The 24,821-nt window shown below is 45.6% G+C and carries 18 protein-coding genes; 14 read left to right on the forward strand and 4 right to left on the reverse strand.

Features of this window, described 5'->3' with window-relative positions:
- Positions 1–8: 8 nt before the first annotated feature.
- The 5 genes from BK120_RS22530 to BK120_RS35470 all read left to right on the forward strand — a co-directional run bounded on the left by BK120_RS22530 (position 9) and on the right by BK120_RS35470 (position 4,861).
- Positions 9–1,196 (forward strand): saccharopine dehydrogenase family protein, encoded by a 1,188-nt coding sequence (locus BK120_RS22530; protein WP_076269748.1) that lies wholly within the window; start codon positions 9–11, stop codon positions 1,194–1,196.
- Between the two features lie 55 nt (positions 1,197–1,251).
- Complete coding sequence (locus BK120_RS22535; RefSeq protein ID WP_076269749.1) at positions 1,252–2,037, forward strand: DeoR/GlpR family DNA-binding transcription regulator; 786 nt, start codon at positions 1,252–1,254, stop codon at positions 2,035–2,037.
- Positions 2,038–2,247: 210 nt separating this feature from the next.
- Positions 2,248–3,360: a putative 2-aminoethylphosphonate ABC transporter substrate-binding protein gene (locus tag BK120_RS22540; RefSeq protein WP_076269750.1), complete on the forward strand. Its 1,113-nt coding sequence runs from the start codon at positions 2,248–2,250 to the stop codon at positions 3,358–3,360.
- Between the two features lie 115 nt (positions 3,361–3,475).
- Complete coding sequence (locus BK120_RS22545; protein ID WP_179089869.1) at positions 3,476–4,543, forward strand: S-layer homology domain-containing protein; 1,068 nt, start codon at positions 3,476–3,478, stop codon at positions 4,541–4,543.
- 150 nt (positions 4,544–4,693) lie between these two features.
- Positions 4,694–4,861, forward strand: coding sequence for a hypothetical protein (locus tag BK120_RS35470; RefSeq protein WP_179089870.1), 168 nt, complete (start codon positions 4,694–4,696; stop codon positions 4,859–4,861).
- Between the two features lie 102 nt (positions 4,862–4,963).
- Here BK120_RS35470 and BK120_RS22550 read toward each other — a convergent pair whose 3' ends face one another.
- The 4 genes from BK120_RS22550 to BK120_RS22565 are packed head-to-tail and all read right to left on the reverse strand — an operon-like array spanning position 4,964 to position 8,894.
- Positions 4,964–5,428 (reverse strand): RidA family protein, encoded by a 465-nt coding sequence (locus BK120_RS22550; RefSeq protein WP_076269751.1) that lies wholly within the window; start codon positions 5,426–5,428, stop codon positions 4,964–4,966.
- Between the two features lie 43 nt (positions 5,429–5,471).
- Complete coding sequence (locus BK120_RS22555; RefSeq protein ID WP_076269752.1) at positions 5,472–7,076, reverse strand: N-acyl-D-amino-acid deacylase family protein; 1,605 nt, start codon at positions 7,074–7,076, stop codon at positions 5,472–5,474.
- Between the two features lie 22 nt (positions 7,077–7,098).
- A complete protein-coding gene (locus BK120_RS22560) occupies positions 7,099–8,238 on the reverse strand; it encodes an alanine racemase (protein ID WP_076269753.1) in 1,140 nt (379 codons plus the stop codon).
- Positions 8,235–8,894, reverse strand: coding sequence for a helix-turn-helix transcriptional regulator (locus BK120_RS22565; RefSeq protein ID WP_076269800.1), 660 nt, complete (start codon positions 8,892–8,894; stop codon positions 8,235–8,237). The genes BK120_RS22560 and BK120_RS22565 overlap by 4 nt, the downstream gene beginning before the upstream one ends.
- Before the next feature lie 156 nt (positions 8,895–9,050).
- Between BK120_RS22565 and BK120_RS22570 the strand changes: the two genes are divergently transcribed.
- The 9 genes from BK120_RS22570 to BK120_RS22610 all read left to right on the forward strand — a co-directional run bounded on the left by BK120_RS22570 (position 9,051) and on the right by BK120_RS22610 (position 24,799).
- Positions 9,051–10,823: a cache domain-containing sensor histidine kinase gene (locus BK120_RS22570; RefSeq protein WP_076269754.1), complete on the forward strand. Its 1,773-nt coding sequence runs from the start codon at positions 9,051–9,053 to the stop codon at positions 10,821–10,823.
- Complete coding sequence (locus tag BK120_RS22575) at positions 10,823–12,361, forward strand: helix-turn-helix domain-containing protein (RefSeq protein WP_076269755.1); 1,539 nt, start codon at positions 10,823–10,825, stop codon at positions 12,359–12,361. Before BK120_RS22570 ends, BK120_RS22575 begins: the two co-directional genes overlap by 1 nt.
- A 97-nt stretch (positions 12,362–12,458) precedes the next feature.
- Positions 12,459–13,787 (forward strand): extracellular solute-binding protein, encoded by a 1,329-nt coding sequence (locus BK120_RS22580; RefSeq protein ID WP_076269756.1) that lies wholly within the window; start codon positions 12,459–12,461, stop codon positions 13,785–13,787.
- 348 nt (positions 13,788–14,135) lie between these two features.
- Positions 14,136–15,008 (forward strand): carbohydrate ABC transporter permease, encoded by an 873-nt coding sequence (locus BK120_RS22585; protein ID WP_076269757.1) that lies wholly within the window; start codon positions 14,136–14,138, stop codon positions 15,006–15,008.
- 18 nt (positions 15,009–15,026) lie between these two features.
- Entirely contained in the window at positions 15,027–15,908 is an 882-nt protein-coding gene (locus BK120_RS22590) for a carbohydrate ABC transporter permease (protein ID WP_083682329.1), read from the forward strand.
- A gap of 324 nt (positions 15,909–16,232) precedes the next feature.
- A complete protein-coding gene (locus BK120_RS22595; protein WP_076269758.1) occupies positions 16,233–19,670 on the forward strand; it encodes an S-layer homology domain-containing protein in 3,438 nt (1,145 codons plus the stop codon).
- Positions 19,671–20,222: 552 nt separating this feature from the next.
- Entirely contained in the window at positions 20,223–21,338 is a 1,116-nt protein-coding gene (locus tag BK120_RS22600; protein ID WP_076269759.1) for a CobW family GTP-binding protein, read from the forward strand.
- Between the two features lie 133 nt (positions 21,339–21,471).
- A complete protein-coding gene (locus tag BK120_RS22605; RefSeq protein ID WP_076269760.1) occupies positions 21,472–22,002 on the forward strand; it encodes a hypothetical protein in 531 nt (176 codons plus the stop codon).
- A gap of 307 nt (positions 22,003–22,309) precedes the next feature.
- On the forward strand, positions 22,310–24,799 hold the full coding sequence (locus BK120_RS22610) for an EAL domain-containing protein (RefSeq protein ID WP_076269761.1): 2,490 nt from the start codon (positions 22,310–22,312) through the stop codon (positions 24,797–24,799).
- The last annotated feature ends 22 nt before the right edge of the window (positions 24,800–24,821 follow it).

Consider the following 24,821-nt stretch of genomic DNA (forward strand, 5'->3'; position numbering starts at 1 on the left):
TGTAGACGATGAAAGTATTTTGTCTTGGCGGTGCAGGTCGAATTTGTATGGAAGCGGTGCTGGACCTTGTTCAGTACTCCTCATTTGAGGTCATTACGATCGGTGATTTCAATTTGGAAGCGGCGCAGCAGCTTGCTGCATCACTGAATGATAAACGTGTCAATGCAGTCAGAGTGAATGTGCATGATCATGCGGCAACGGTAGAACAGCTTCGCGGCTACGATATTGTAATGGATGGAACTACGATTACATTAAACGGCTTGTCTACGGCATGCATTGCAGAGGCTGGCTGCCACGGCATTAATTTGAACGGCTTTGGCGAAGAAGATGCAAGCCACGATGTATTTGTCCGCAACGGAAAAATGTGTTTGCCTGGCTTCGGTATGACGCCCGGTGTAACGCAAATGATGGCGATGCATGCTGCAAATCAATTGAAGGAAGTACATGAGGTACGGGTTAGTCATGGCTCATACCGGCCGATTGCATTCTCCAAATCGATAGCGGAAACGACGGTTTATGAGTATGATCCGAAGCTGCCGGGCCGTGTAGTTTATGAGAATGGCCAGTTTATACAAGTCGAGCCTTTTGCAAGGCCGCGAGAAATTGAGCTGCCAGAGCCTTACGGCACATCGATTCAATACATTATTCCGCATGCAGAGACACGAACGCTGGCAAAGGCGCTTGAGAGCAAGGATGTTCAGTTAATTGAAGTACGCGGAACATGGCCTCAGCAAAATATGAGACTCGTCCGTGCGTTATATGACTACGGGTTTATGCGCAACGATCGTATAAACATTGCAGGCCAGGAAATTGGCATTATGGATGCGATTGGACAATACTTATTCGAATCGCAGGAAGGCCATGAAACGGAATTATACGGTTATTCACTTCATATTGAAGTAACGGGGATTTCGGCACAGACTGGCGAAGCTTGCAAACATACACTTACCCATACACATCCTGCATCGGATGGATCAGTAGAAGGCTGGGAGAAACTCCGTGCGTACACTAGAAACGTCGGAATTCCACTTGCGATAGCGACCGAGCTTATTGCGAGCGGTCAAACGTTATGCAAAGATCAAACAGGAATCATAACACCGGAAGAAGCTTTTGAACCGAGCATTATATTTGAGCAGCTAAGCAAGCGCGGCATTCTCATTCATGAAAAGATTGAGAGTTTAGTTGAAGTAGGCTAGAATACGATTAATAATCAAAACAGTAGACTAAGCTGAAGACGAAGGGGAAATAGAGATGTCGCTAGCCGGAGAAGAGCGGAAGCAGATCATCATTAATATGCTGCAGCTAAAAGGGAAGGTTCGAACGCCGGAGCTTGTGCAGGCGCTTGATGTATCATCGGAAACGATCCGCCGTTATTTGGAGGAGCTGGAGGATGAGCTTAAGCTCAAGCGAGTATATGGCGGCGCCGTTAAGATTAATGTGGAGCGGGAAGAGCCCGCTTATGTTCGGCGCGAGGTGCAGCAGGCTGAAGAGAAAAGAAGGATCGGACGAGCTGCCTCCTCTCTCATTCAGGATAAAGACGTTGTTGTCATCGACGATGGAACAACCACGCTGCAAATGATCGATTCACTTGCTTACAAAAAACAACTTACCGTTCTTGTTACATCCGTTTATACCTTAAACTTGCTGATTGGCTACAAAAATCGCAATATATTTGATGGTGAAATCGTGCTTATTGGCGGTCGCATTAACCCGAAGCATTACCGGACATCCGGTACGCTTGCGATGGAGTTTATGTCCAATTTTAATGTGGATAAGGCTTTTATCGTTGCTGACGGACTACAGATTGATAGCGGTGTAACAAGCTATGAGGATGAGCGCGGCGTGTTGGCTAGAACTTTCATGAAGCAAGCCAAGCAAACGATCGTGTTAGCTGATTATACGAAGATTGGAACGAACCATTTTTATAAAATTGCCGATTTTAAAGAGATTGATATGATTATTAGCGATGTAGCGCCTCCGCAGGCTTGGCGTTCCAAGCTTGATGATCAGGATGTGCACTGGATTGTAGCAGAATAGCTGTTCATGGCAAAGGAACCTTCGAGTCTAATAGGACTTGGAGGTTCTTTTTTTTTATACCAACCAAATGCAAATTTCTCAAAGGAAAAACACATCTAATTAGCAGAAATCAAAAACAAAACAATTTATTTACTTGCATTTTACAGTGCGTTAAACAAACAAGCATATAGTAGTAATAGAGAAGAAGAACAAACAAAGGGAGAGAAAAAAATGAAAAGAAGCTGGTTTCTGCTTGTGAGCATGATAGTTATTGTTACGGTTTTATCCGCATGCGGAGGTAACGGAGGATCGAGCAATAAAGGAAATAACAAAATGGGCAATACTTCAGAAGCAACAGAATCAACAGAATCGTCGCTTGATACGGACAGTAAAGAGCTTACCGTATATACTGCGCTTGAGGATGATCTTATTAAAGAGTATTTGAAAACTTTTTATGAAAAATACCCAGACATCAAATTGAATATTGTTCGTGATTCAACAGGTATCATTACGGCTAAGCTGCTTGCTGAAAAGGATAATCCGCAAGCGGATGTCGTGTGGGGCGTTGCAGCAACAAGCTTGCTCGTACTGGATCAAAACAGCATGCTGGAGCCTTATTCTCCTGCTGGCGTAGATCGGATTCTTGCTGAGTTTAAAGATACTAGAAGTCCGGAGCATTGGGTAGGCATTGATGCATGGGAGACGGCATTTATTGCTAATACGGTTGAGCTGGAGAAAAAAGGTTTGGCCGTACCGAAGACTTACGAGGATCTGCTTAAGCCAGAATATAAAGGTCTAATTACGATGCCTAACCCTGCATCATCTGGTACGGGTTTCCTTACGGTATCGGGCTTGGCGCAGCTGCTTGGAGCAGATAAAGCATGGGATTATTTGGACAAACTGCATGAAAACATTGGCATCTACACGCACTCAGGTTCGAAGCCGGCAAAAATGGCTGGTACTGGCGAATATCCAATCGGGATCTCCTTCGGATACCGCGGTATTAAAGAAAAAAGCGGCGGATCGCCAGTTGAAGTAGTGTTCCCGACAGAAGGCTCAGGCTGGGATGTTGAGGCAAATGCTATGATTAAGAAATCGAAAATGAAAAAAGCAGCACAGACGTTTTTGGACTGGGCAATTACAGACGATGCAATGGCTGAATATAGCAAAAACTATCCAATCGTAGCTGTGAAGAGTGACACTAGCGTCATTCCAGAAGGGTATACTAAAAACCCGATTGAGCAATTAATCAAATACGATCTGCAAGAAGCGGCTAAACAAAGAGACTCTATTTTAAAAGAGTGGAGCAACCGCTACGACAGCAAGAGCGAGCCAAAATCATAATAGTTGTATAAAGAAAAAGGCTGACAAGCGCTAGTTAAGCTGCTGTCAGCCTTTTCACTAGCACGCTCCCTATTGAATATAACGAAAAGCACGATTTGGAAGGAGAATGGATTTAATGGACATGTTGTTGAGAGTGAAGAAAATAGCAATTTTGTTAATAGTGATGACGTTGTTTTCTAGCGTCTCTACGTTAACGAGCGTTGGTCGCTCAGCCTTGCTGCCTTCGGCATATGCTGCGGCTGCAACCTTGTCGCTTACCGTCAATCAGAAAAATGCGGCGGTTGGACAACCAGTTGAGGTCGTTGTAAAAGGGGAGCAATTAAATGATTTATATGGCTTCGAGATTAAACTGAAGTACAACACAGCAAAGCTTAAATTCAAACAGGCAACAGCAGCGTGGAAAGGAATGCCCATTTCACCGATTGATAAGGATGGAGTTATAACATTCGCTCATACGAAGATTGGGAAAGATAGCGGAGTGAGCGGATCGGCAGCTATAGCCACGTTTACTTTTGAGGGAGTTGCGAATGGAAAGGCGAGCGTTGAACTTGTTGAAGCGAAGCTGGTCGATAGTCAGGTAAAGGCCGTTCAGCTGAAAAATGCGGCGAAGCTGGCTTTGCTCTTAAGCTCTTCGACGCCAGTGTCCTTCAGTGACATAAAAGGCCACTGGGCCGAGGAAAATATTACAAGAGCGGCTTCGCTTGGCATCGTAACAGGCTTTGAGAACGGTGCTTTTCAACCTAATGGCTGGGTAACGCGTTCGCAATTTGCTGCTATGATCGGACGTGCATTCGAGTTGAATGCTAAGCAAGCGAAGGAAGTTAATTTTAAAGACAAGGGACAGTTTCCAGCTTGGGCAGAGGCGTTCATAGCGGAGGCTGTGAATGCTGAGGTAATTAGCGGTTATGACGATGGTACATTCCGTCCAAATCGCCATATTACAAGAGCGGAAATGGTGGCAATGACGATGCGTACAGCTGGTTTTCCGCTCGACGAGAACCCGTCAATTCGTTTTGCGGATGCCTCGCAAATACCAGCTTGGGCTAAGCCTGCTGTAGCGGCTGCTGTTTCTCGCAATCTGCTTAAGGGGAGAAGCGGAAATCGCTTTGAACCGCAGGCAAAGGCTACTCGTGCAGAAGCATTGACGTTTATTTTGACGCTCATCGATAGCCAGAATAAATAGACTTGTTCACCCAGAGCAGAGGCGTTTAGTCATTGCAAGAAAGTGTGGGCGGGCATAAAAAATGAGCAGGAGCACATTTTACGAAATAGCCTATACCTTTTTTACTAAAAATCATAGGATACTGTACCTTAGTAAAAAGGAGATGAACAAATGGGCTATGGAGTAGCAGGGGTTGGCGCAGGAAATTGCGGACCTTCTTATCCAGTTGCAGGTGTTAGCAATTGTGGAACTGGAGTTGGCGGCTGGGGAACTGGTATCGGTATTATATTGGTACTCTTCATTTTGCTTGTTATTATTTCCCGCGCTGTATGCTGGTAGTCAACAAAGCTTGCTTGTAAATCGGAATCAATGCGTTTTCCACTAATTGAAATAGTATTAAACCCCCAAGTGCCTGAGCCTTGGGGGTTTTGCTTGTTCATGCTATTCGCGAACCTCTGCAATGAGCTCGATTTCAACTGGTGTATGGAATGGAAGGTCGCTTGTACCAATCGCGGACCTTGCATGGCGTCCATTTTCTCCGAATACTTCAATGAGTAGATCCGATGCGCCGTTCAGTACATAAGGCTGATCGCCGAAACCGGGAGCGCTGTTGATGAAACCAAGAATTTTTACGATTTTTACGACACGGTCAAGGTCGCCTAGGTGAGCTTTCATCGCCGCAAGCAGGTTGATAACGACTTGGCGCGCTGCTTCTTGTCCTTGCTCGATCGTTAGATCAGAGCCGATTTTACCTTCATACATGAGAACACCATCGATACGGCAGTCGAAGCCGGAAGTGTAGATGAGATTGCCCGTTTGGTTGACCGGAATGTAGGAGAATTTAGGTTTAGTCGTTTCAGGCAACACAATTCCTAGCTCAGCAAGACGTTTTTCAATAATAGACATTATAAGACAGCTCCTTGTTTATCAATTGTATATTGCAGGTTAACTAATGCGTGCAGCAATGCTGCGCGCGAATAAGATTACCTTCGCGCTTATGCGTGTGTTCACCATGTGAAAGCGTGAGTTGGCCGGAAACGATAACATGCGAGATGCCGGACGGATATTGACGCGGGTCCTCGAACGTAGCTGTATCTTGAATGACAGCTGGGTCGAATACCGTGATGTCAGCAGCATATCCTGGCACAAGCAGTCCTCTTTTGCCAAGTTTAAAGCGCTGTACCGGAAATGAGGTTAGCTTGCGAACCGCTTGCTCAAGCGACAGTACCTTATCTTCACGCACATATTTGGCAAAGACGCGTGGAAAGGTGCCGTACGTGCGCGGATGAGGCTTGCCGATCTCGCAGTTCAAGCTGTCGGATGCAATCAATGATTTCTCATAACCGATGACCTGCTTCACATCGTCGTCGGACATATGGAAGTAGACAATCGCGATTTGACCATTCTCCTCGAGCAGAAGATCCATCATGCAATCGACGGGATGTTCTCCGCGAAGCTCAGCAACCTCGGCGATGGATTTGCCTTCGAGTGCCTTGTTCGCTTCGGTCTGAATCGAAGAAATAATGATGCTGGACCAGCCAGTTGAACATACAAGATTATCCCAAGTGTCCTGCTCGCGGCTTAGCTCTTCTTTGATCCGCAGGCGGAGCGCCTTATCGCGGAACGCTTCAAGTGTTGCATGAATGCCGCCCTCTAGCACCCAAGGAGGGAGGACGGTTGTTAAGGTGGTGGAGCCTGCCGCGTAGGGATAAACATCAACTGTGACGTCCATACCACGTGCTCTTGCCGCTTCTACAAGCTCCAGCGCATCAAGCGCTTTACCCCAATTGGCGCGGCCTGCTGCTTTCAAATGACTGATATGCAGCGAGATGCCGACTCGTTCAGCGATCCATATGACCTCTGCAACGGACGGCAGCAAGTTATTGCCCTCACCGCGAATATGTGTGGAGAGCAGACCGTTGTATTTAGGCAAAACGCTGCAAAGCTCAACCAGCTCTTCGCGTGAAGTATAGCTGCCAGGTGCATACAACAAACCAATTGATAATCCGATTGCGCCTGCCCGCAGCCCTTCTTCAAGAAGTGTCTTCATCCGCTCGATTTCGTCCTTCGTCGCAGGACGGTTCTCGAAGCCCATAACAGCGATACGCAGTGCACCGTGTGCCACATAGGTGGCGATGTGCTCCGATGGATTGGATTTGCTGACAAAATCCATATATTGACCAACCGTTTCCCACGGCCACTCCCAGCTTGTACTCCCGAGTACGGGCTGCACATACGACTGCAGCAGTGCGCCTTTACTCCGAATAAATGGAGCAGGGGCGAGGCCGCAGTTGCCGACAACCTCAGTTGTTACCCCTTGCTGCAGCTTAATTTCACTGTAAGGATGATCAATAATCATCAGATCCGAGTGGCAATGCCCATCGATGAAGCCAGGAGAAATCACTTTGCGTCCCACATCAATAATTTGGTTTGCCTCTTGATCAATTTGGCCGATAGAAACAATGATGCCATCTTTGACCCCAACATCGCCGCCGTACCAAGGATTGCCGCTGCCATCGACAATTTTGCCGTTTTTCAAAATAAGATCGAGCATGTTATAAGCCTCCTCCTTCTCGTTATTCGAGCATTCCGCGAGCGGCTACAGTCGTTTTGTGAAGCTGCCCAGTGGAATCCTTAATGTAGACAAAGCTGTGCAAATTAACGGTGCTGCAAATATGATTGGGGATGATACGCACCAAGTCGCCAATCTGATAGGTGGAATCCGGCTGTACACGAATCATGCCGTGCTCCTCATTCATTCGCTCCAAAATCGCTTCAGAATCTCCGATGATATGACCGAAGCCCTTAAGGAATAAAGGTGAATTGCCCGGTTGTACGTCCGTTGCGAATGTTTTGCTGCCGCCGTCTATGATGATTAAATCTTCATAGGGCCTGCTGACAATGGTAGCCAGCACAACGCCGGCACAATCTTCAAGCGCACATGTTCCGAAAGCTGCCTGCATCCGGTCTTGATAAATGTAAGTACCGGGACGAACTTCAGTGATGCCGTCAACTTCAGCGGCGAACAGCGCAGTAGGCGAAGAGCCTACACTTACATCCTCAATGGAGATGCCTGCGCTCCGTAGAGCTGCAGCAGCCTCAACCATCAATCGCCCCTCTTCATAACCGGCTGCTTGCAAATCGAGCGTCGATGCTCCGCCGACCATAGCCCCTCGATAGGTGAAAATTCCGCTAAGCTTTATCCCTTCAAGATCATTGATTTGCTTTGCAAGCTCCACGGCTTTGTCGATCGCAATTCCTGTACGGCGAAGTCCCGTTTCCAGCTCTAGGCGTACTTCCAGCACTGCGCCTTCACGCACGGCTGTCTCAGAAATGCGCTTCGCACCTTCTAAGCTATCGACTCCGATAATTAAACGGATGCCGGATAAACTGAGCCAAGCTGCACGTTCAAGCTTGGATTTGGCCACTAACGGATAAGCGACAAAAATATCACGAATGCCGCCGCTCGCCATGATCTCTGCTTCGGAAATTTTGGCTACGGTGATGCCGATGGCACCCGCTGCCAGCTGCCTTGATGCCATTTCCGGTAGCTTATGTGTTTTGGCATGGGGACGTAGCTTTACGCCGCGTTTTGCGATAGCTTCTGCCATTGCAGCAATGTTGTTGTCGACAGCATCACTGTCGATGACAACGCATGGTGTTTCTAGCTTAAGCAGAGTTTCCTCATCTTTGCTTATATTCAATATTTCGCTCATTCGCTTGCTCCTTCATCGCTATCTACGCCTTTGGATTCCTCCAAATAGCTGTATAACGTAAATTTTGAAATGCTCAAATAGCTGCAAACCTTCTCGCCTGACTTTTTAATGAGAAAAGCACCCTTTTGATCAAGCAATTGAATGATTTTAATTTTATCTTCTTTGGTCATGGCAGCTGGCGGCTTGCCAATCGTGACCTGCGCTTCCTGTATGAGCGTATCAAGCAGGTCGTTTACATTGCTGACAAACGATTCTCGAACCGGCTGTAGTCCGCTCGCTGTCAGCGATTGAAGCGTTTTCTCGGCAACCATCAGATCGGTAATGTCGAAGTTGATGCAGAGCGCTCCAATGATGGTGCCGGCGTTATTTTTTACATACATGGAGGTCGAACGGAGAATACGTCCATCCTTCGTCTGGGTAACATAATTATGGCGGTTATCACCCTCGGAGGTGCCTCTCATAATTTCCAGTCCAAGATTCGTGCCGGGATCTCCTACATTTCTTCCGGTGACGTGGCCGTTCTCGATGACAACAATGGTGCTGTCTACGGGCTTTGACCAGTCATGCACAACGACCTCGCAATTGTCTCCAAACTGCGCGGTTATACCTTTGGCCATCTCCGTCAAAAATAGTAATTCTTGAGATATTGATTCCACTTGCATTCACTCTCCACTTTCTTAAAGCCTCATTGCCCACATGGTACTACGACTTACTCGAAAAATCAAACAAAAAATCTGTTAACCTAAAAAAAAGTGTGATAGGATGTTTTTAAACTTTTTATTGATACGAGAAAAGGAGAGTGGGGATGAGAGATGCGCTGGATTAGTAGCTCATTAAAGCGTAAGTTATCCTTTTTGCTGCTGCTATCGGTTCTCATTCCGCTGCTCGCGCTGGGCTTATTTGCCTACAACATGGCAGCGACAGCTACGGAAGAGAAGGCAAAGCAATCGGGCAAGAGCCTATTGCGTCAGACGGGTACGAATCTCGAATTTATCGTTCAAGATATCGAGAATATGTCCTTATTTTTGATTGGGCAAAAGGATGTACAGCAATATTTGAGCAGTTCAGGAGAAAATGCGGTTAAACAAACGCAAATGATTGAGTTTCTATCTAATCTGGTGTTCTCCAAATCGTATATTTCGGACATCACGATTTATCCGCAAAGCCAGTCGCATCCCGTTTCAAATACAACGATTTTTGAGACGGAATTATCCGAGCTGACTGGAGAAGATATTGAGCATTATCAATCTAGTACAAAATGGTGGACGAGCCGCTACGAGACGGATACAGCAGCTGGGGTGAAGCAGGTGATCTCACTCGTCAGGCCGATTCGCAGTCTGAACAGCTTCAAACAAATTGGAACGTTAGTCATAAGCCTTAACGAGGAAGCTGTTTCCAAGCTGATGAATCAGGCGGGCATTTCAGCGGGGGGCTATGTTGTTTTGTCCAATGAGAAGGGACAAATCTTGTCCGGCAGTGATCAAAGCAGGTCAATGATGACAATGGAAGCTCTGCTGCCAGGCTTGACGATAAGAGGAAATGCAGGAACGCTCAACTACGGCCATGGTGAAAGTAAACAGACCATACTCTATGACACGGTTGCTGATGTAGGCTGGCGGCTGACGGGCGTCATGCCCTTCACAGAATACAAAGCTCAAAATAATTATGTCCTGCAGCTGATGGCGATCGTCATTATTTTTTCGGTGCTGCTCGTGGCTGTGCTCGTTCTTTATTTCGTTCAACGAGTGACCAATCCGCTTATTATGCTGACGCAGTTTCTAAAGCACTCGAACCCGGAAGAGCCGATGCAAACGTATCCTGTGGAAACGATGGATGAGGTTGGACAGCTTGTGCGAAGCTACAATAAGCTAAGCGAGCGAATTGAAGGCTTGACGGAGCAGGTAAAGCTGGAGGAATCATCAAAAAAAGAAGCGGATATGCATGCGCTGCAAGCGCAAATCAATCCTCATTTCTTGTACAATACTCTATCCTCTATCCACTGGATGGCGCTCATGAATCAAGATGAGAAGACGGCCGATATGGTAGGCAGCTTAAGTGATTTTATGCGATTCAGCTTAAACAATGGCGAGGAGTTTTGCTCGGTTGAGCAGGAGGTGGCGCATGCCGGCCATTATGCCAATATTCAGTCGATCCGCTTCCCGGACAAGTTTGAGCTTATCGTTCAGGTCGATCAGGAACTAATGGACTTAACGATGCTGAAGCTTCTGCTGCAGCCTTTAATTGAGAATGCACTTATTCATGGGATTCAGAAGAAAGCTGAAGCTGGATTGATCAAAGTAACCGCACATATGCAGGGATTGTTTATGTCCTTTGCTGTAGAAGATACAGGTGTTGGCATCGACTCGGTTAAGCTGGCTGCTATATATAAGGAGCTCCATGGACCGGATGATCGCAAAAAAGAACGTGATCGCCTAGAACGCGGCAGCTATGGACTTCGCAACGTCCATAAGCGGCTGCAGCTGCATTACGGGGCAGAAGCAGGCTTGCGCATTGAAAGCTTGGACGGAATAGGGACACGCGTGTCCTTCTCGATTCCGATGTTACACGAAGGAGGCAAAGCCTAATGAAGCTGTTAATCGTAGATGATGAGGTCATTATTCGAACAGGTCTGAGCACCGTTATAAAATGGGCAGAACTTGGCTATGAGCTGCTGCAGCCGGCAGCATCCGCCGAGGAGGCGCTTGCTCGTCTGGAATTGGAGCAGCCGGAAATTGTATTGACGGATATTCAAATGACGGGACGCAGCGGACTAGAGCTTGCGGGGGATGTCAGGAGACTGCTGCCTGATAGCGAGGTTATTATTTTGACAGGCTATGATCAATTTTCCTATGCCCAGCAGGCGATTCGAGAAGGAGCAGGAGATTATTTGCTCAAAACGAGTCGTCCGGATGAAATCATCCGAGCGGTAAATGGAGCGAAGATGCGAATTCTGCAAAAGTGGGAGGCACTAAAGAAAGACCAGCTTCGCGATAGATTGCTTGAGAGGCTGATTGCGGATACGGAAATTGACAATCATTCCGCAGAGAAAGCGGCGAAGCTTCTGCCGAAGCTGCGATTGAACGAATCATATTTTTATCAAACGGTAATTGTCTCGGCGGAAGGCTGGGGAAATGAAGCGGGACACGGCTATTTATTGCTTTTTGCCGTGCACAATATGATAAGTGAGCTGATAGATGGAGAAGCTCTTTTGCGTAAAGATAGTCTCGTCATTCTTCTTAGGCATGAAAGCATGCGAGTAGATCAATCACAGCTCGCTAGATTGATGGAGCGGGTAACAAGGAAACTGAAATGCAAATTGTTCGGGGCAACAGGCACGGTTGTTTCAGATTGGCATAAGCTTCAGGATTCGTACACGGAGGCTTCTTATGCCTTTTTGTTCAAAGGAATTATTGGCCAAGAAGGACTGCTTGCATACGAGGATATAAAGGGACGCCGAGGCGGACGTACCGTCTGCTCGCAAGAGGAAGAAGGACAGCTCACTGCGTTATTCCAGAATGGATCGGACACGCAGCTTTACCAATGGGTTCAAGAGCTCATCGAACTCCAGCTTAAAGATGGAGATACGACGCCGGATTCCTTGCAGAAGTTTCTTCAATCCGTCCAAATTTCTGCTCACCGCTGGGTCGAGCGAGTCATTGCCTCTTTTGGAGAATCTGCTGCCCTCTCCAAAGAGAAGTTTGTTAACAGCATTTCCCCCTCGCCAATCACTGATAACGGAGTTGGATTGCTGTATGAGCAGCTTCACCAATTGATGATGCTGTATCGTGAGACGATCGGGCAGGAAGGCATACCTTACATTAAGCGTTCGATTGCCTATATTCATGATCATTTGGACAAAGAGCTCACATTGCAGCAGGTTGCCAAGCATGTTCATTTGAATCCAAACCACTTCAGCGAGGTATTCAAGCGTGAGACGGGCCATACCTACATTGAATTTGTAACTCGCATGAGAGTGGAGCGCGCCAAGCGGCTTTTGGATGAATCACCGATAAAGGTGAGTGAGGTTGCAAGCCGCGTAGGCTATACGGATATGAAATATTTTAGCCAATTGTTTAAACGGTTTACGGGTTTTACACCTTCGGAATACCGGACGAGAAGCTGAAGTTTATCTACCCTACTCCTGAGTTCTGTCCCCTGCCCATGTCGCCTATGATTCCCTATACTCGGAGGTAAGACAAATATCAAGGAGGAAACATGACATGAAGAAGACACTAACAATTGCAATTATGGTCACTCTAATGATTTCTATCTTGGCAGCGTGCGGCGGAACAAACAATAACGGCAAAAAAAATGAGGACGGCAGTGAGCCGGCAGCTGAGAAAGTGAAGCTAAGCCTATGGCATAACTTTACCGGTGACGATCTTAGAGCGCAAACGATGCGTTCGATAATTCAGCAGTTCCAGACCGATCATCCGAACATTACGCTCGATATTCAAGCGATCCCGCCAGACGGCTATAAGACTCGTCTAAAAACGGTCGCTGCGGCAGATGAAATGCCGGATGTATTTATTTTATCCAATGGCTCTATGACACAGGAATTTTCAGCAGGCAAACTTATTCAGCCGGTAAATGAGCTGATTGACAGCCACAAAGAATGGAAAGAAGGTTTCATGCCTAATTCCTTCGACGCTTTCACAGTAGATGGCAACATCTATAGCGCTCCAATGGGCTTGTCGCCAACATCGATTCTATACTACAACAAAACGATTCTTGAAGAAAACGGCCTTACTGTTCCAAAAACATGGGATGAGCTGTTGAATGCAATTAACGTACTGAAAGGCAAAAATATTACACCAATCGCTCTAGGAAATAAAGCGGCTTGGCTCGCACAATCCAGTATTTTCAGCTCATTGGCTGACCGCGTAACAGGTACGGAATGGTTCTTGAAAGCAGCAAGCCAGGATGGTGCGGCATTTACGGATCCTGAATTTGTACAGGCATTAACTTACATGCAGCAGCTAGGTACGGCAGGTGCATTCCAAGACGGATTTAACGCAATCGACAACACGCAAATGGAGCAAATGTTCGCGCAAGGCAAAGCTGCGATGATGATTGACGGCGGCTGGGCATTGTCGAATCTAGCCTCCAACGCTTCAGAAGATGCACTTAAAGCAATGGGTGCAACGGTTCTTCCATCCATTCCTGGTGGAAAAGGCGATCCTAATTCTCTATCTGGTGTCGTAGGTGTCGGCATGGGTCTAGGCAAGGATGCGATTGGTCCGAAAAAGGATGCAGCATTTGAACTTATTTATGCGATGTCGGGACCAGAAGCGCAAAAGCGTACGCTTGAGAGCAATCAGCTTGTCAGCTACAAAGTAGAGCTGGATAAGAGCAAAGTTTCTCCAATCTTTAGTGAAGTGTATGAGCTTGTGAACAGTGTGAAGATGACGCCGGTGTATGATGGCAAGCTGACTTCTGCAGGAGCTGAGGCCGTGAATAATGGACTACAGGAGCTGTTGATGGGCGGCAAACCGGAAGACATCGCGAAAAAAATCCAAGAGGCGCAAGCGAAAGCGCTAGGAAAGTAACATAGCTGCTCGGTAGTTAGGTTATTGGGTACAGGGAATTTCCTGATCGCATGAAGATCTGCAAGCTGAAGTCCTTTACAGCAAGCACAACTGGAAGCTGCTGAAAGGATTGCATGCCGAAGCTGTCAGGAAATCCCCGTTCTCTTACTAGCATTACGAAGCAGGTTTGCTGCGCAAACCTTGGCTCATGCTTACGAAGTAGGTTTGCTGCGCAAACCTTGGCTTACGCTTACGAAGTAGGTTTGCTGCGCAAACCTTGGCTTATGCTTACGAAGTAGGTTTGCTGCGCAAACCTTGGCTTACGCTTACGAAGTAGGTTTGCTGCGCAAACCTTTAGGAGGGACGATTATGTCATCATCTTTACGCATCAGAGGCTTTATCGCTATCGGACTTCTTCCGGCGCTTGCGCTTTTCATCTTTTTCGTTATCGTACCGATACTATGGTCATCTTATTATGGCTTTTTTGATTGGAAAGGCATTGGGGAGATGCGGTTTATCGGACTGGATAACTATAAAGAGGTTATTCAAGACCGGTTGTTCTGGCATTCGTTCAAAAACAATCTGCTCATTGTTGCTGCGTCTGTTTTCGGTCAGGTGCCGATTGCACTGGTTTTGTCCTTAGTACTGCTCAAAAACGGCTGGTTCCAAAAGTTTATCCGAGCTTCCATCTTTATGCCAATGGTGCTCTCTTCCGTTGTAGTCGGTATCATTTGGGGATATATTTATCATCCGCAAATTGGTGTACTGAACTTTTTGCTCGATACTTTGGGATTAAGCAGTTGGAAACAGCAGTGGTTGTCTGACCCATCGATATCGATGTATGCCATCATGGTTCCAATCATTTGGTTGAATGTCGGTCCCTATCTCATTATGTTTATTGCCGCTTTGCAAAATATTCCGAGTGAAATTGATGATGCAGCGCAGATTGACGGCGCAAAAGGCTCTCGCAAGCTGTTCTCGATCAAGCTTCCGATGATTTGGGATACGATTAAAGTAGCGGTGGTGCTCTGTATATCCGGCAGCCTTAAAGCATTCGATCTTATTTATGTCATGACAGGCGGCGGACCGGCGAATTCGACGGAGCTGCTCGCATCGTACATGTACAATAATACATTTTCGATCTATCGCTTCGGTTATGGCAGCGCAGTATCCACCATGATCATCATCATCAGCTTGGTTCTCGTAGCGGGAAGCCAATATCTAATGAAATCAAAAAAATAATGGAGGGGGACTCACAGTATGACTACGCCATCAATTAGCGCTTCACACTCAGCCTCCTCCGCAAGTTTAGGAACAGGGCTGCGCAAGCTGAGAGGAAGCTTGCAATCCATTGGTCTTACCGTATACGCCTTAGTCACGCTTTATCCGCTCATTTGGCTGTTTATTAGCGCCTTTAAAACAAATGAAGAATTTTACTCGCGTCCATTCGGTCTGCCGGACATTTGGAATTGGAGCAACTTCACTCGTGCTTGGGAAGTTGCAGATATGGGCACTGCGTTCATGAACTCGGCCATTGTTACTTTAACTGCGCTTGTCATTACGCTTGTAATGGGTGCATTAAGCGCGTATGTGATCTCACGCTTTCAGTTTAGAGGCAAGCTGCTCGTAATGGGCATTTTTATGCTCGGCATGCTCATCCCTATTCACAGCACACTCGTTCCGCTGTTCATATTAATGAACAAGATCGATATTTTGAATACTTATGCGGCATTGATTTTGCCTTATACAGCGTTCGAGATGCCGATTGCGATCTTTGTCTGTGTGGCTTATATGAATACCTTTCCGAAAGAAATTGAAGAGGCTGCGATGATTGACGGGTCTGGCTATTGGGGAATTTTCCTGCGCATGATGCTTCCATTGTCCCTTCCGGCTCTAGCGACAGTTGGAATCCTAGCCTTCTTGAGATATTGGAATGATTTCTCCTTCGCTCTCGTCTTTATTAGTGACCCTGGCTTAAAGACGCTGCCGCTCAGTCTATCCATATTTGCAACAGGTTACTCCACAGACTATAAGCTTACGATGGCAGCGATGGCACTTGCTGTTATTCCAACGATCATTGCTTATCTGGCATTTCAGGAGCAGGTCATGAAAGGGATGACAGCTGGAGCAGTTAAAGGTTAGTTAGAGGATAATAAACAAAAAAACGGTATCATCCCGCTGGGGAGGATGCCGTTTTTTTCTGATTTTATCATTAGATTTAGCAGAGGCAGATGATCGTGAATACCTAATGGAGCTTCAAAAAAGTACGGCGCCATTCGTTTGAGTTTATTGCTTATATGGGATAAACAGACTACGGATCGACGCCAAAATGCGCGTGGATACTGGATTTTTCGACTTTATTTGCGCAAAACTAACTTTAGTTGGTGTTTTTTTAAAAGTCTAGCATTTATGCTAAAGCCCGTATGCAACTATAACTTATTCATGATTTGGGAGTGAACTATTCGTATGGCACAAGGATCAATACTAGTTGGGAAAAAGGTAAAAAGTATTCTAATACGAGTTATGTGTTTCGCATTAATTATTTCATTATTTGGGCCTTTGACGAATGCATCACAGGTATTTGCGGCGCCAGGCTTTAGCGGCGGAACTGGATCTGTTGAGGATCCTTATATCGTTACGACACCTGAGCAGTTAGATAGCGTGCGAAATTATTATTCGGTAAATTTCAAGCTCGGCAGCAATATCGATTTAACGGATTATCTTTCTGAAGGTGAAGGAGGGTACAATGATGGACAGTTTTGGAAGCCCTTCGGTAACTTTTTCGGCACCTTCGATGGTGATGGTTATGTGATTAAGGGACTGAGAACGAATAGAAACGAAAATTATGTCGGTCTCTTCGGACAAGTAGCAGCAGGATCTTTTATAAAAAATATAGGGTTAGAAAATGTGGATATCATAGGTGGAATGTTTACTGGTGGTTTAGTCGGCGGTTTAAGGGGCTCTACATCAGAAGTGTCGAACAGTTATGTTACAGGCGATGTTAAAGGGACGAATTATACAGGCGGTCTAGTAGGGTATAAAGAAGAAGCAAAGATCATAAATAGCTATACGATAACCAATGTTTCAGGTTCTTCTCAAATAGGTGGATTAGTAGGCCTTGAGTATAGAGGTTCAATTACAAATAGTTTTGCTACAGGTTTCGTCGCAACTGTCAATTTTAGTGGCGGGCTAGTGGGGGGTACTTATGGAGGTGCAGACGCTAGCGTAGACGTGGATAGCTTTTATGATAAAGAGGTTTCAAAACAATATGATAATTCAGGAAAAGGAGCGCCTCGGTCAACTGCTGAGATGAAAACAGAATCCACATTTACGAATTGGGACTTTGACTCAGAGTGGTTTATAAAAGAGGGGAACTATCCTCAACTGCAAGTTTTCTTAGCAGAAACTCCTACAGCGGATGTAGAAGAAGGAGCTGTTGAATGGAAGACAGAAGTGGAGCTTAGCAGTGGGACAATAGGAGCATCTATTTATTATACGACGAACGGCGATGTGCCGACGCTGAGCAGTACACGATACAGCTCGCCTATCGTGGTGACAGATGATATGACGATTAAGGCCATTGCAGTTAAAGGTATGACCTATAATGAAGTTATGATTCAGAGCTACACGATATTAGGGGCAGCAGAAGCACCAACAACGGGAAAATTATCACCAGGAACAAATGTTGACACTACGCGTTTGGATGGTGTTACCGATGAAATGGAGCTCAAACTAAATAATGGGCTTTATACGGCGATTGCAGCTGGCACTGCTTTTATTGACAACCTAAGTGTACAAGTAGGAGATGTGCTATCGCTCCGCACAAAAGCCACATCTGATGAACCGGCATCTTCTGCACAAATATTGACGGTAGGACTTGCGGACATTAAGCCAAGAAGCACAGTGTCCACGCTGACCTCGAAAATAGGAACAGTAAGTACTGGCACAACAGCAAATGAAAAGATAACGAACATTCCATATGGAACAACGTTAGCCGAATTTAAGGAAGCAATTATACCAGCAGCCGCTGCGACGTTTGAGGTCTATGAGGCAAATGGAATAGACCAAGCTAACTCATTAGAGACAGGCAACAAAGTCATCGTTACAGCGCAGGATAGAACAACGAAGACTACGTACACCGTAACAGTGCAAGAAGGAGCACCAACAGGGAGTTTATCACCAGGAACAAACGCAGCAACGACACGTTTGAATGGCGTAACAGATAAGATGGAGTACAAACGCAATAGCGGGAATTACGTTGCAGTTGCAACGGGAACAACTACTGTTGATAACTTAAGCGTACAAGCGGGAGACACGATCTCCGTTCGTACAGCAGCAACATCAGAAAACCTTGCATCTGTTGTACAAGTGTTGACGGTTAGTTCAGCGGACATTAAGCCAAATAGCACGGAGTCCACGTTGACCTCGACACTGGGAGATGTGAGCACTGACGGAACAGCAGATGAAACGATAACGAATATTCCATACGGCACAACATTAGATGAGTTTATTGATGCGATCACTCCAGCAGAGCATGCCACGTATGTTGTCTATGAGGCGGACGGAATAAAAGAAGCTGACACATTGGCAACGGGCAACAAGGTCATTGTTACAGCGCAGGATACAACGACGAAGACCACATACATCGTTACGATGCAAGCAGCGCCGCCAGCAGGGAATTTGTCGCCAGGAACAAACGTTGGAACAACGCGTTTGAATAGGGTTACTGATAAGATGGAGTACAAATACAATAGCGGAAATGATATTGATTTTGTGACGGCAACTAATTTTATAGCCATTGCAACGGGTCAGATTTCTGTAGATAACATTAATGTACAAGCAGGAGACACAATCTCCGTTCGTACAGCAGCAACACCAGAAAATCCTGCATCTGCTATACAAGTGCTGACGGTTGGATTAGCGGATATTAAGCAAAAAAGCAAGGTGTCCACATTGACTTCGACAATAGGAACCGTAAGCACAGGTGGAACTGAAGATGAAACAATAACGAACATTCCATATGGAACAACGTTAGCCGCATTTAAGGCAGCGATCACGCCAGCAGCGTATGCGACATTTGAAGTTTATGAGGCGGACGGCGAGAATGAGGCAGAAACTTTAGAAACAGGCAACAAGGTCGTCGTTACAGCGCAGGATTCAACAACGAAGACCACTTATATTGTAACTGTGAATGCAGCGCCAGTAGTACCAACACCGACGCCAACAGCGCCAACAGGACCAAGTGTACCGACAGTACCAACACCGACACCGATAGCACCAACACCAACGCCTGTTGTCAATAAACCTGTTTACAACGACAAAGTGGATAAAGCATTTGTAGCTGAAATGAAAGCAAAGGCTGAAGCAGCAGCTCCAACAGCCTTTAAAGATGTAAAATCAACTTCTTGGAGCTTTGCTGACATTGATTTCGCTGCACGGGCAGGGATTGTAAAGGGGTATGCAGGCGATAAATTCCGTGGTGAAGCGAAAGTAACACGCGGTGAGTTTGCTCAAATGCTTGTAAATGCACTTGGATTCACATCTAACGGAAAGCAAGAGCTGACGGATGCTAAGGGTCACTTTGCGGAGAAAGCAATTAGGGCCTTAATGGAAAACGGCATTATGACAGGATATGCAGATGGCAGCTTCGAACCCAATCGTGAAATTACAAGAGCTGAAATTGCAGCACTATTAGCAAGACTGCTGGATATTTCTCTTTTGAGTACAGAAGCGAAATTCCAGGATATCACTGCGAATTGGGCAGAAGATCAAATCAACGCGCTAGCTAACGCTGGGATTATTAACGGTAAGAATGGACATAAATTCGAGCCTAAAGCCAATGCTACTAGAGAAGAAGCAGTTGTGTTGATCGTCCGTCTTTTGAAAATGGTACCTACTAATTAAGCGGCATAAGTGAATTTAATAGTAGAAATTCAAAAAGTATTTCAATGTAGAGTTAGTCTCAAAATAGATAAATTCGCTGTAGAGATAGTTCGATAACAATATTGAAAAGATGGCGTCACAGAGATTTATTTCTGTGACGCCATTTTTCTATTTTTTGCCTGTTGATGCTCTCTTTAGCAAAAGACGGGCAAGCGAATTTTGGCGTAGGGTAGAGGCGGGAAGTGAAGCAATAAGCACGCATAAGTTCTTATAGCGAGAATAAAGGCTAGGTTTGTAGTCTGTAAGCACATATATGCGCTTATTGAGCTGCTGAGGCGTAGGATCGAGGCGGGAAATGATGCAATAAGCACCCATATGTTCTTAAAGCGTGCGAAACGGCAAGGTTTGTGGTCTGTAAGCGCATATATGTGCTTATTGATTTTAGGATTTTAGGATACCTCTTTATTTCTAAATTGGAGCCCTGCTTATGAAAAGATGAATGAACGTAACAATTACGATATAATAGAAATATTCAAATGTGTTTAAAATTTGTTACATACAGGAGAACTTACAATGACTAATAGAGAGAAACACATACCGGTTCATTTGCTGTCTGGCTTTCTTGGGAGCGGGAAGACGACGCTGCTGAGAAGATTGTTGGATTATTACACCGCGCAGGGAATGAAGCCGGCGGTTATTATGAACGAGCTAGGCGATATTAACCTTGATGGTCAGCTTGTAGGGGATGAAGTGCCGATGGCTGAGATGCTAAGCGGCTGTATCTGCTGCACGATGCGGGGCGATTTGGGGATGGAGATCAGCATGCTCATTGACGAGCATAAGCCTGATGTCATCTTCATTGAATCGACTGGTGCTGCCAATCCGATGGAGACGTTGGATGGGATAACCGAGGCAGCGATGTATAAGGAAATCGATCTACGCAGTGTTATCACGATTGTTGATGGCCCTGAGCTGCTCTCGCGGAGCCGCGACGGGAAGGGTCGCACGTTCAAGCTGATGCTGGAGCAAATAAAATGTGCTACGATTTTGCTGTTGAATAAGGCGGACAAGCTGGAGCCGGATCAGCTAGTTGAAGCGCAGCAGCAGCTGCGGGAATTAAATGCCCATGCTCAGATTATAGCAACCGTGCGCTGCGCAATTGACGATTGGAGCTGGCTTGAAACAGCTGAAAATACGGATCGCCATGAACCTGTGCATGCTAGTGATGAAGCGTTAGACATACAAGAGCGCGCATCAGCCGCACATAGTCATAGCCATGACAGCCAAGCATGCTCAGTAGCTGGCTGTACCCATGACCACGGCGATGCCGTTCACTCCCATGATGATGACCTTAGCAGCCACAACCACAGCAGCCATCATCATTCGCATGACCATGTTATGGTTGTGACGCATTATTGGCGCGGCCCTGTGAGCAGTGAAGCCTTTGAATCCCTGCTGCAAAAGCTTCCAGCTAACATTTACCGTGCAAAAGGGATTGTGACGTTCACGGATGCGCCTAGCCGGTTTCTGTTCCAATATGCGTATAAGGAATCTGATTTTATGAGAATCGAGCCGCAAGGACATGTAAACGATGTTGCGGTATTTATCGGAGAGCATTTTTCCAAAGAATGGCTGCAAAATGAGCTGGAGCTACTTGAGCAGCACCTGAACATAGAGACGCAGGGGTAATCAACTTGCTGTAGGGATATGTCGAAAATTGCCATTATCATGTCTATTCCTGTGATTGCTTGGGCAAAATAATGCTGACGAGGCATGACCATCGTCTCTGCATCACGAATGTAATAGAAAGGTGTGGCAACAAATGATTAGAAAATGGTTTATTCCTATGGTGGCGCTGCTTGTACTGTTTTCAGTCGCTCCCGTATGGGCAGCGAAGTCGGTAACGGCTTTGCCTGATGCTTCACTAGTGGTTCTTCACCCTAAAGAGTCTGATATAGACAAAGAGCATAAGCATTACAAAGGGAAAATGACTCGCAAAGATTTTGAGGCTTACCGGTTGGAGAAGCTGAAGGAAATAGCGACCTATTTTGGTATTCAAGCCGATGGCAAGTCAGTGGAGCAGCTGAAGAAGGAAGTAGAGGCTGCGAAGCTTGCCAATAAAGATAAATGGGAAGCTTTTAAAGCAGAGCATCAAGCGAAGCGGTTGGAGCATTTGCGTGAGATTGCGAAGGAACATGGCATTAAAACAGAAGGCAAGACGTCGGAGCAGCTGCGGGAAGAGCTATATAAGCTGCATGGCGGAAAAGGCAAACGTCCCCATCGTTTAGAGGATCATGACCGCAGCAGCGAGGATAATGATGTTAAAGAGAAGAACAAACAAAATCAAGTGTAAGTGAGCTATTCCACCGCCTCCTCTGTCATAGACAGAGGGGGCTTTTCTTCGTGTGGATATAATGGATTTAAATTAAAAGTGCTGGACTTTCTTACTAGATATCATACAAATAAGAATAGATGCTATCGACCCTTGTCGTTTCGAAAAATAAAGAAATAAAGTGGTTTTTTGTCGAATTATATAGTGTTATTATCCTATTTTTATCATTGTGTTTGGGTCAAAATGTCAAGTATACTAGAACCGTATCATAATTTGACATATTACGTCGTTTTTTGCTTTCTCCGACAACAAGGGGCTGATAGATCGGATGAGAAAGATTAGGCTAAGCATCGCTCAAAAATTAATATTTTCCATAGGCCTGCTCGTTATTCTTTCATTTGGTCTATTGGTAACCGCTCACCTCATCAAGCTTTATCATTCCAACCTGCGTGAAAGCGAGCTTCTTGCGCAGACGGAATCGATGGCCTACATTAATCCTTTCACTAAAACGATGGATCAAACGATGATGATGCTGGAAACGCTTGAAGTAACCATGACTCAAATGGGCAAAAACCAGATGCAAAATCGTGAATACATAGTCGAGCTACTTAAGCAAATGCTTATCAAGCATCCTGATCTATTAGGCGTTTATACGTTGTGGGAGCCTAATGCCTATGACGGAAAAGATGCATTTTACAAAAATAAAAACAGCTATGACGATGCTACAGGGCGCTTCATTCCTTATGTCGTTCGCGAGGATCAGTCCATCCAACTGCTGGCCATTGCAGATTACGAGGATAAGGAGAAAGGGAGCTTCTATCAAACGCCTAAACTTACGAAATCTTTTTCACTTATAGAGCCATATTCCTATGATGTTGATGGTAAATCAGTAATGATGATATCGCTTGTGCTGCCTCTATTAAATGAGCAAAATGAGTTTTTAGGTATAGTAGGAGCAGATATTTCACTTGAATCGATGCAGAAACAGATCGAAGCTTTTCGGCCGCTAGGGGGATACTCCACGATTATTACGACGGATAATCAATATTTGGCTAACGGCAAGTACCCTGAGCTTGTGAACACACCGTATCGGTTATGGTCTAATAAGGCTGAGCTTGAAGCGATGAAAGGGACGGATTCAAGAATTGCCTATACACGAGACTCTCAGGACAAAGAGACCGTGCTGCGTCTGCTTCATCCGATTCTTGTTCACAATGTATTATGGCATATTGAAACAATCATCCCCAAAAAGAACATGTTATCCAATTACTATAAAAGCCTTTGGGAATCGATACTCATCACTAGTATTGCTTTATTTTTGATGGCGATTGCCATGGTGTCGCTTGTAAGGAAAATCATTCTAGTTAATATTTATAAAGTTGTACAAGCCACCTCGGCTGTCGCAATTGGAGGCGAGGAACAGCAGTTAACCATTCATACGAATGACGAGTTTGAATACATGGCTAATCATTTTAATCATATGCTTATCCAGCGCAAGGAAGCGGAGAAATTAATTGAATACCAATCGACACATGATCTAATGACGGGACTTCCTAATCGCTATGCTTATCATCGCCATATGGAAGGGAAATTAGCGGAGCAAGACAAGCAACAAGGCCATATCGCTTTGCTTTTCATAGACCTTGATCGGTTCAAAATGATAAACGATATGCTCGATCATACGATGAGTGACCAATTGCTCCAGAAAATGGCGCATCGAATTATGATTACCGTCGGCAGCTCGGGGAGAGTATTCCGCTTCGGGGGGGACGAGTATATCGTGCTGCTAGAGCAAGTTACTTTTCTCCATGCAGCGATGCATAAAGCAGAAGAAATTTTATCAGCTATTTCCCAGCCGATTGGGCTTGAGGATCGGATGTTTTATATTACAGCAAGCATTGGAATGAGCATTCATCATGAATGGACGCCTGCGACTGCAGACCAGCTGGTGAAGGAAGCGGATATTGCGATGTATGTGGCGAAGAAAGAGCGAAATACATGCAAACTATATTCTCCTACGATTAATGATGTAACGAAGAAGGAGCTTATTCTTGAAAGCAGCATGTCCAAAGCGCTGGAGCTGGGCCAATTTATGCTTTATTACCAGCCCAAGGTTGATTTAGCTACTGGCTCTATTTATGGGGCGGAAGCATTAATTAGATGGAATCACCCGGAGCTTGGCATGGTGTCACCGCTTGATTTTATCCCGATTGCGGAGAAAACCGGTTTTATTATTTCGCTCGGTGAATGGGTGCTGTTTACTGCCTGCCAGCAAATTAAAGAATGGGAGCGCATGGGGCTGCAGCAGATCTCAATCAGTGTAAATATGTCGATGATCCAATTCCAGCAGAAACAAATCGTCCATACGATTGAAAGAATCATATCGGATGCAGGGATACGGCCTCATCAAATTGAGCTGGAAATTACAGAGTCGATTTTTATGGATAATGCGGCTCACACGCTTAACATACTGCATGAGCTTCAGCAGCTCGGCGTCAAGCTGTCGCTTGATGATTTTGGAACGGGGTATTCGTCGCTCAGCTATTTGCAAAATATTCCGCTGCACACGTTAAAGATCGACAAATCCTTTATAAGCGGCATCGTAAACGATTATAAGAAACAAATGATTTTTAAATCAGTCGTCGTCATCGCTCACAATTTAAATTTAAAGGTTGTGACCGAGGGAGTAGAGACAGAGGAAGAGCTGCGGATTATTAACGACCACCACTGCGATGCTGCTCAAGGATACATTTATAGTCCTCCTGTTGCGGCACCGAGATTTGTACAGCTGTATATGGAACATAATAAGGAAGCCTGATGGACATTCCGTCTCCCGTCAA

Source organism: Paenibacillus sp. FSL A5-0031 (assembly GCF_001956295.1).
GTDB lineage: Bacteria > Bacillota > Bacilli > Paenibacillales > Paenibacillaceae > Pristimantibacillus.

Bases quoted from the DNA above. Each gene is read 5' to 3' on its own strand.
- BK120_RS22610 (WP_076269761.1), top strand. From the start codon at position 22,310: ATGAGAAAGATTAGGCTAAGCATCGCTCAAAAATTAATATTTTCCATA.
- BK120_RS22555 (WP_076269752.1), bottom strand. From the start codon at position 7,076: ATGCTCGATCTTATTTTGAAAAACGGCAAAATTGTCGATGGCAGCGGC.
- BK120_RS22580 (WP_076269756.1), top strand. From the start codon at position 12,459: ATGAAGAAGACACTAACAATTGCAATTATGGTCACTCTAATGATTTCT.
- BK120_RS22545 (WP_179089869.1), top strand. From the start codon at position 3,476: ATGGACATGTTGTTGAGAGTGAAGAAAATAGCAATTTTGTTAATAGTG.
- BK120_RS22535 (WP_076269749.1), top strand. From the start codon at position 1,252: ATGTCGCTAGCCGGAGAAGAGCGGAAGCAGATCATCATTAATATGCTG.
- BK120_RS35470 (WP_179089870.1), top strand. From the start codon at position 4,694: ATGGGCTATGGAGTAGCAGGGGTTGGCGCAGGAAATTGCGGACCTTCT.
- BK120_RS22605 (WP_076269760.1), top strand. From the start codon at position 21,472: ATGATTAGAAAATGGTTTATTCCTATGGTGGCGCTGCTTGTACTGTTT.
- BK120_RS22570 (WP_076269754.1), top strand. From the start codon at position 9,051: ATGCGCTGGATTAGTAGCTCATTAAAGCGTAAGTTATCCTTTTTGCTG.
- BK120_RS22530 (WP_076269748.1), top strand. From the start codon at position 9: ATGAAAGTATTTTGTCTTGGCGGTGCAGGTCGAATTTGTATGGAAGCG.
- BK120_RS22540 (WP_076269750.1), top strand. From the start codon at position 2,248: ATGAAAAGAAGCTGGTTTCTGCTTGTGAGCATGATAGTTATTGTTACG.
- BK120_RS22575 (WP_076269755.1), top strand. From the start codon at position 10,823: ATGAAGCTGTTAATCGTAGATGATGAGGTCATTATTCGAACAGGTCTG.
- BK120_RS22590 (WP_083682329.1), top strand. From the start codon at position 15,027: ATGACTACGCCATCAATTAGCGCTTCACACTCAGCCTCCTCCGCAAGT.
- BK120_RS22585 (WP_076269757.1), top strand. From the start codon at position 14,136: ATGTCATCATCTTTACGCATCAGAGGCTTTATCGCTATCGGACTTCTT.
- BK120_RS22600 (WP_076269759.1), top strand. From the start codon at position 20,223: ATGACTAATAGAGAGAAACACATACCGGTTCATTTGCTGTCTGGCTTT.
- BK120_RS22550 (WP_076269751.1), bottom strand. From the start codon at position 5,428: ATGTCTATTATTGAAAAACGTCTTGCTGAGCTAGGAATTGTGTTGCCT.
- BK120_RS22595 (WP_076269758.1), top strand. From the start codon at position 16,233: ATGGCACAAGGATCAATACTAGTTGGGAAAAAGGTAAAAAGTATTCTA.
- BK120_RS22560 (WP_076269753.1), bottom strand. From the start codon at position 8,238: ATGAGCGAAATATTGAATATAAGCAAAGATGAGGAAACTCTGCTTAAG.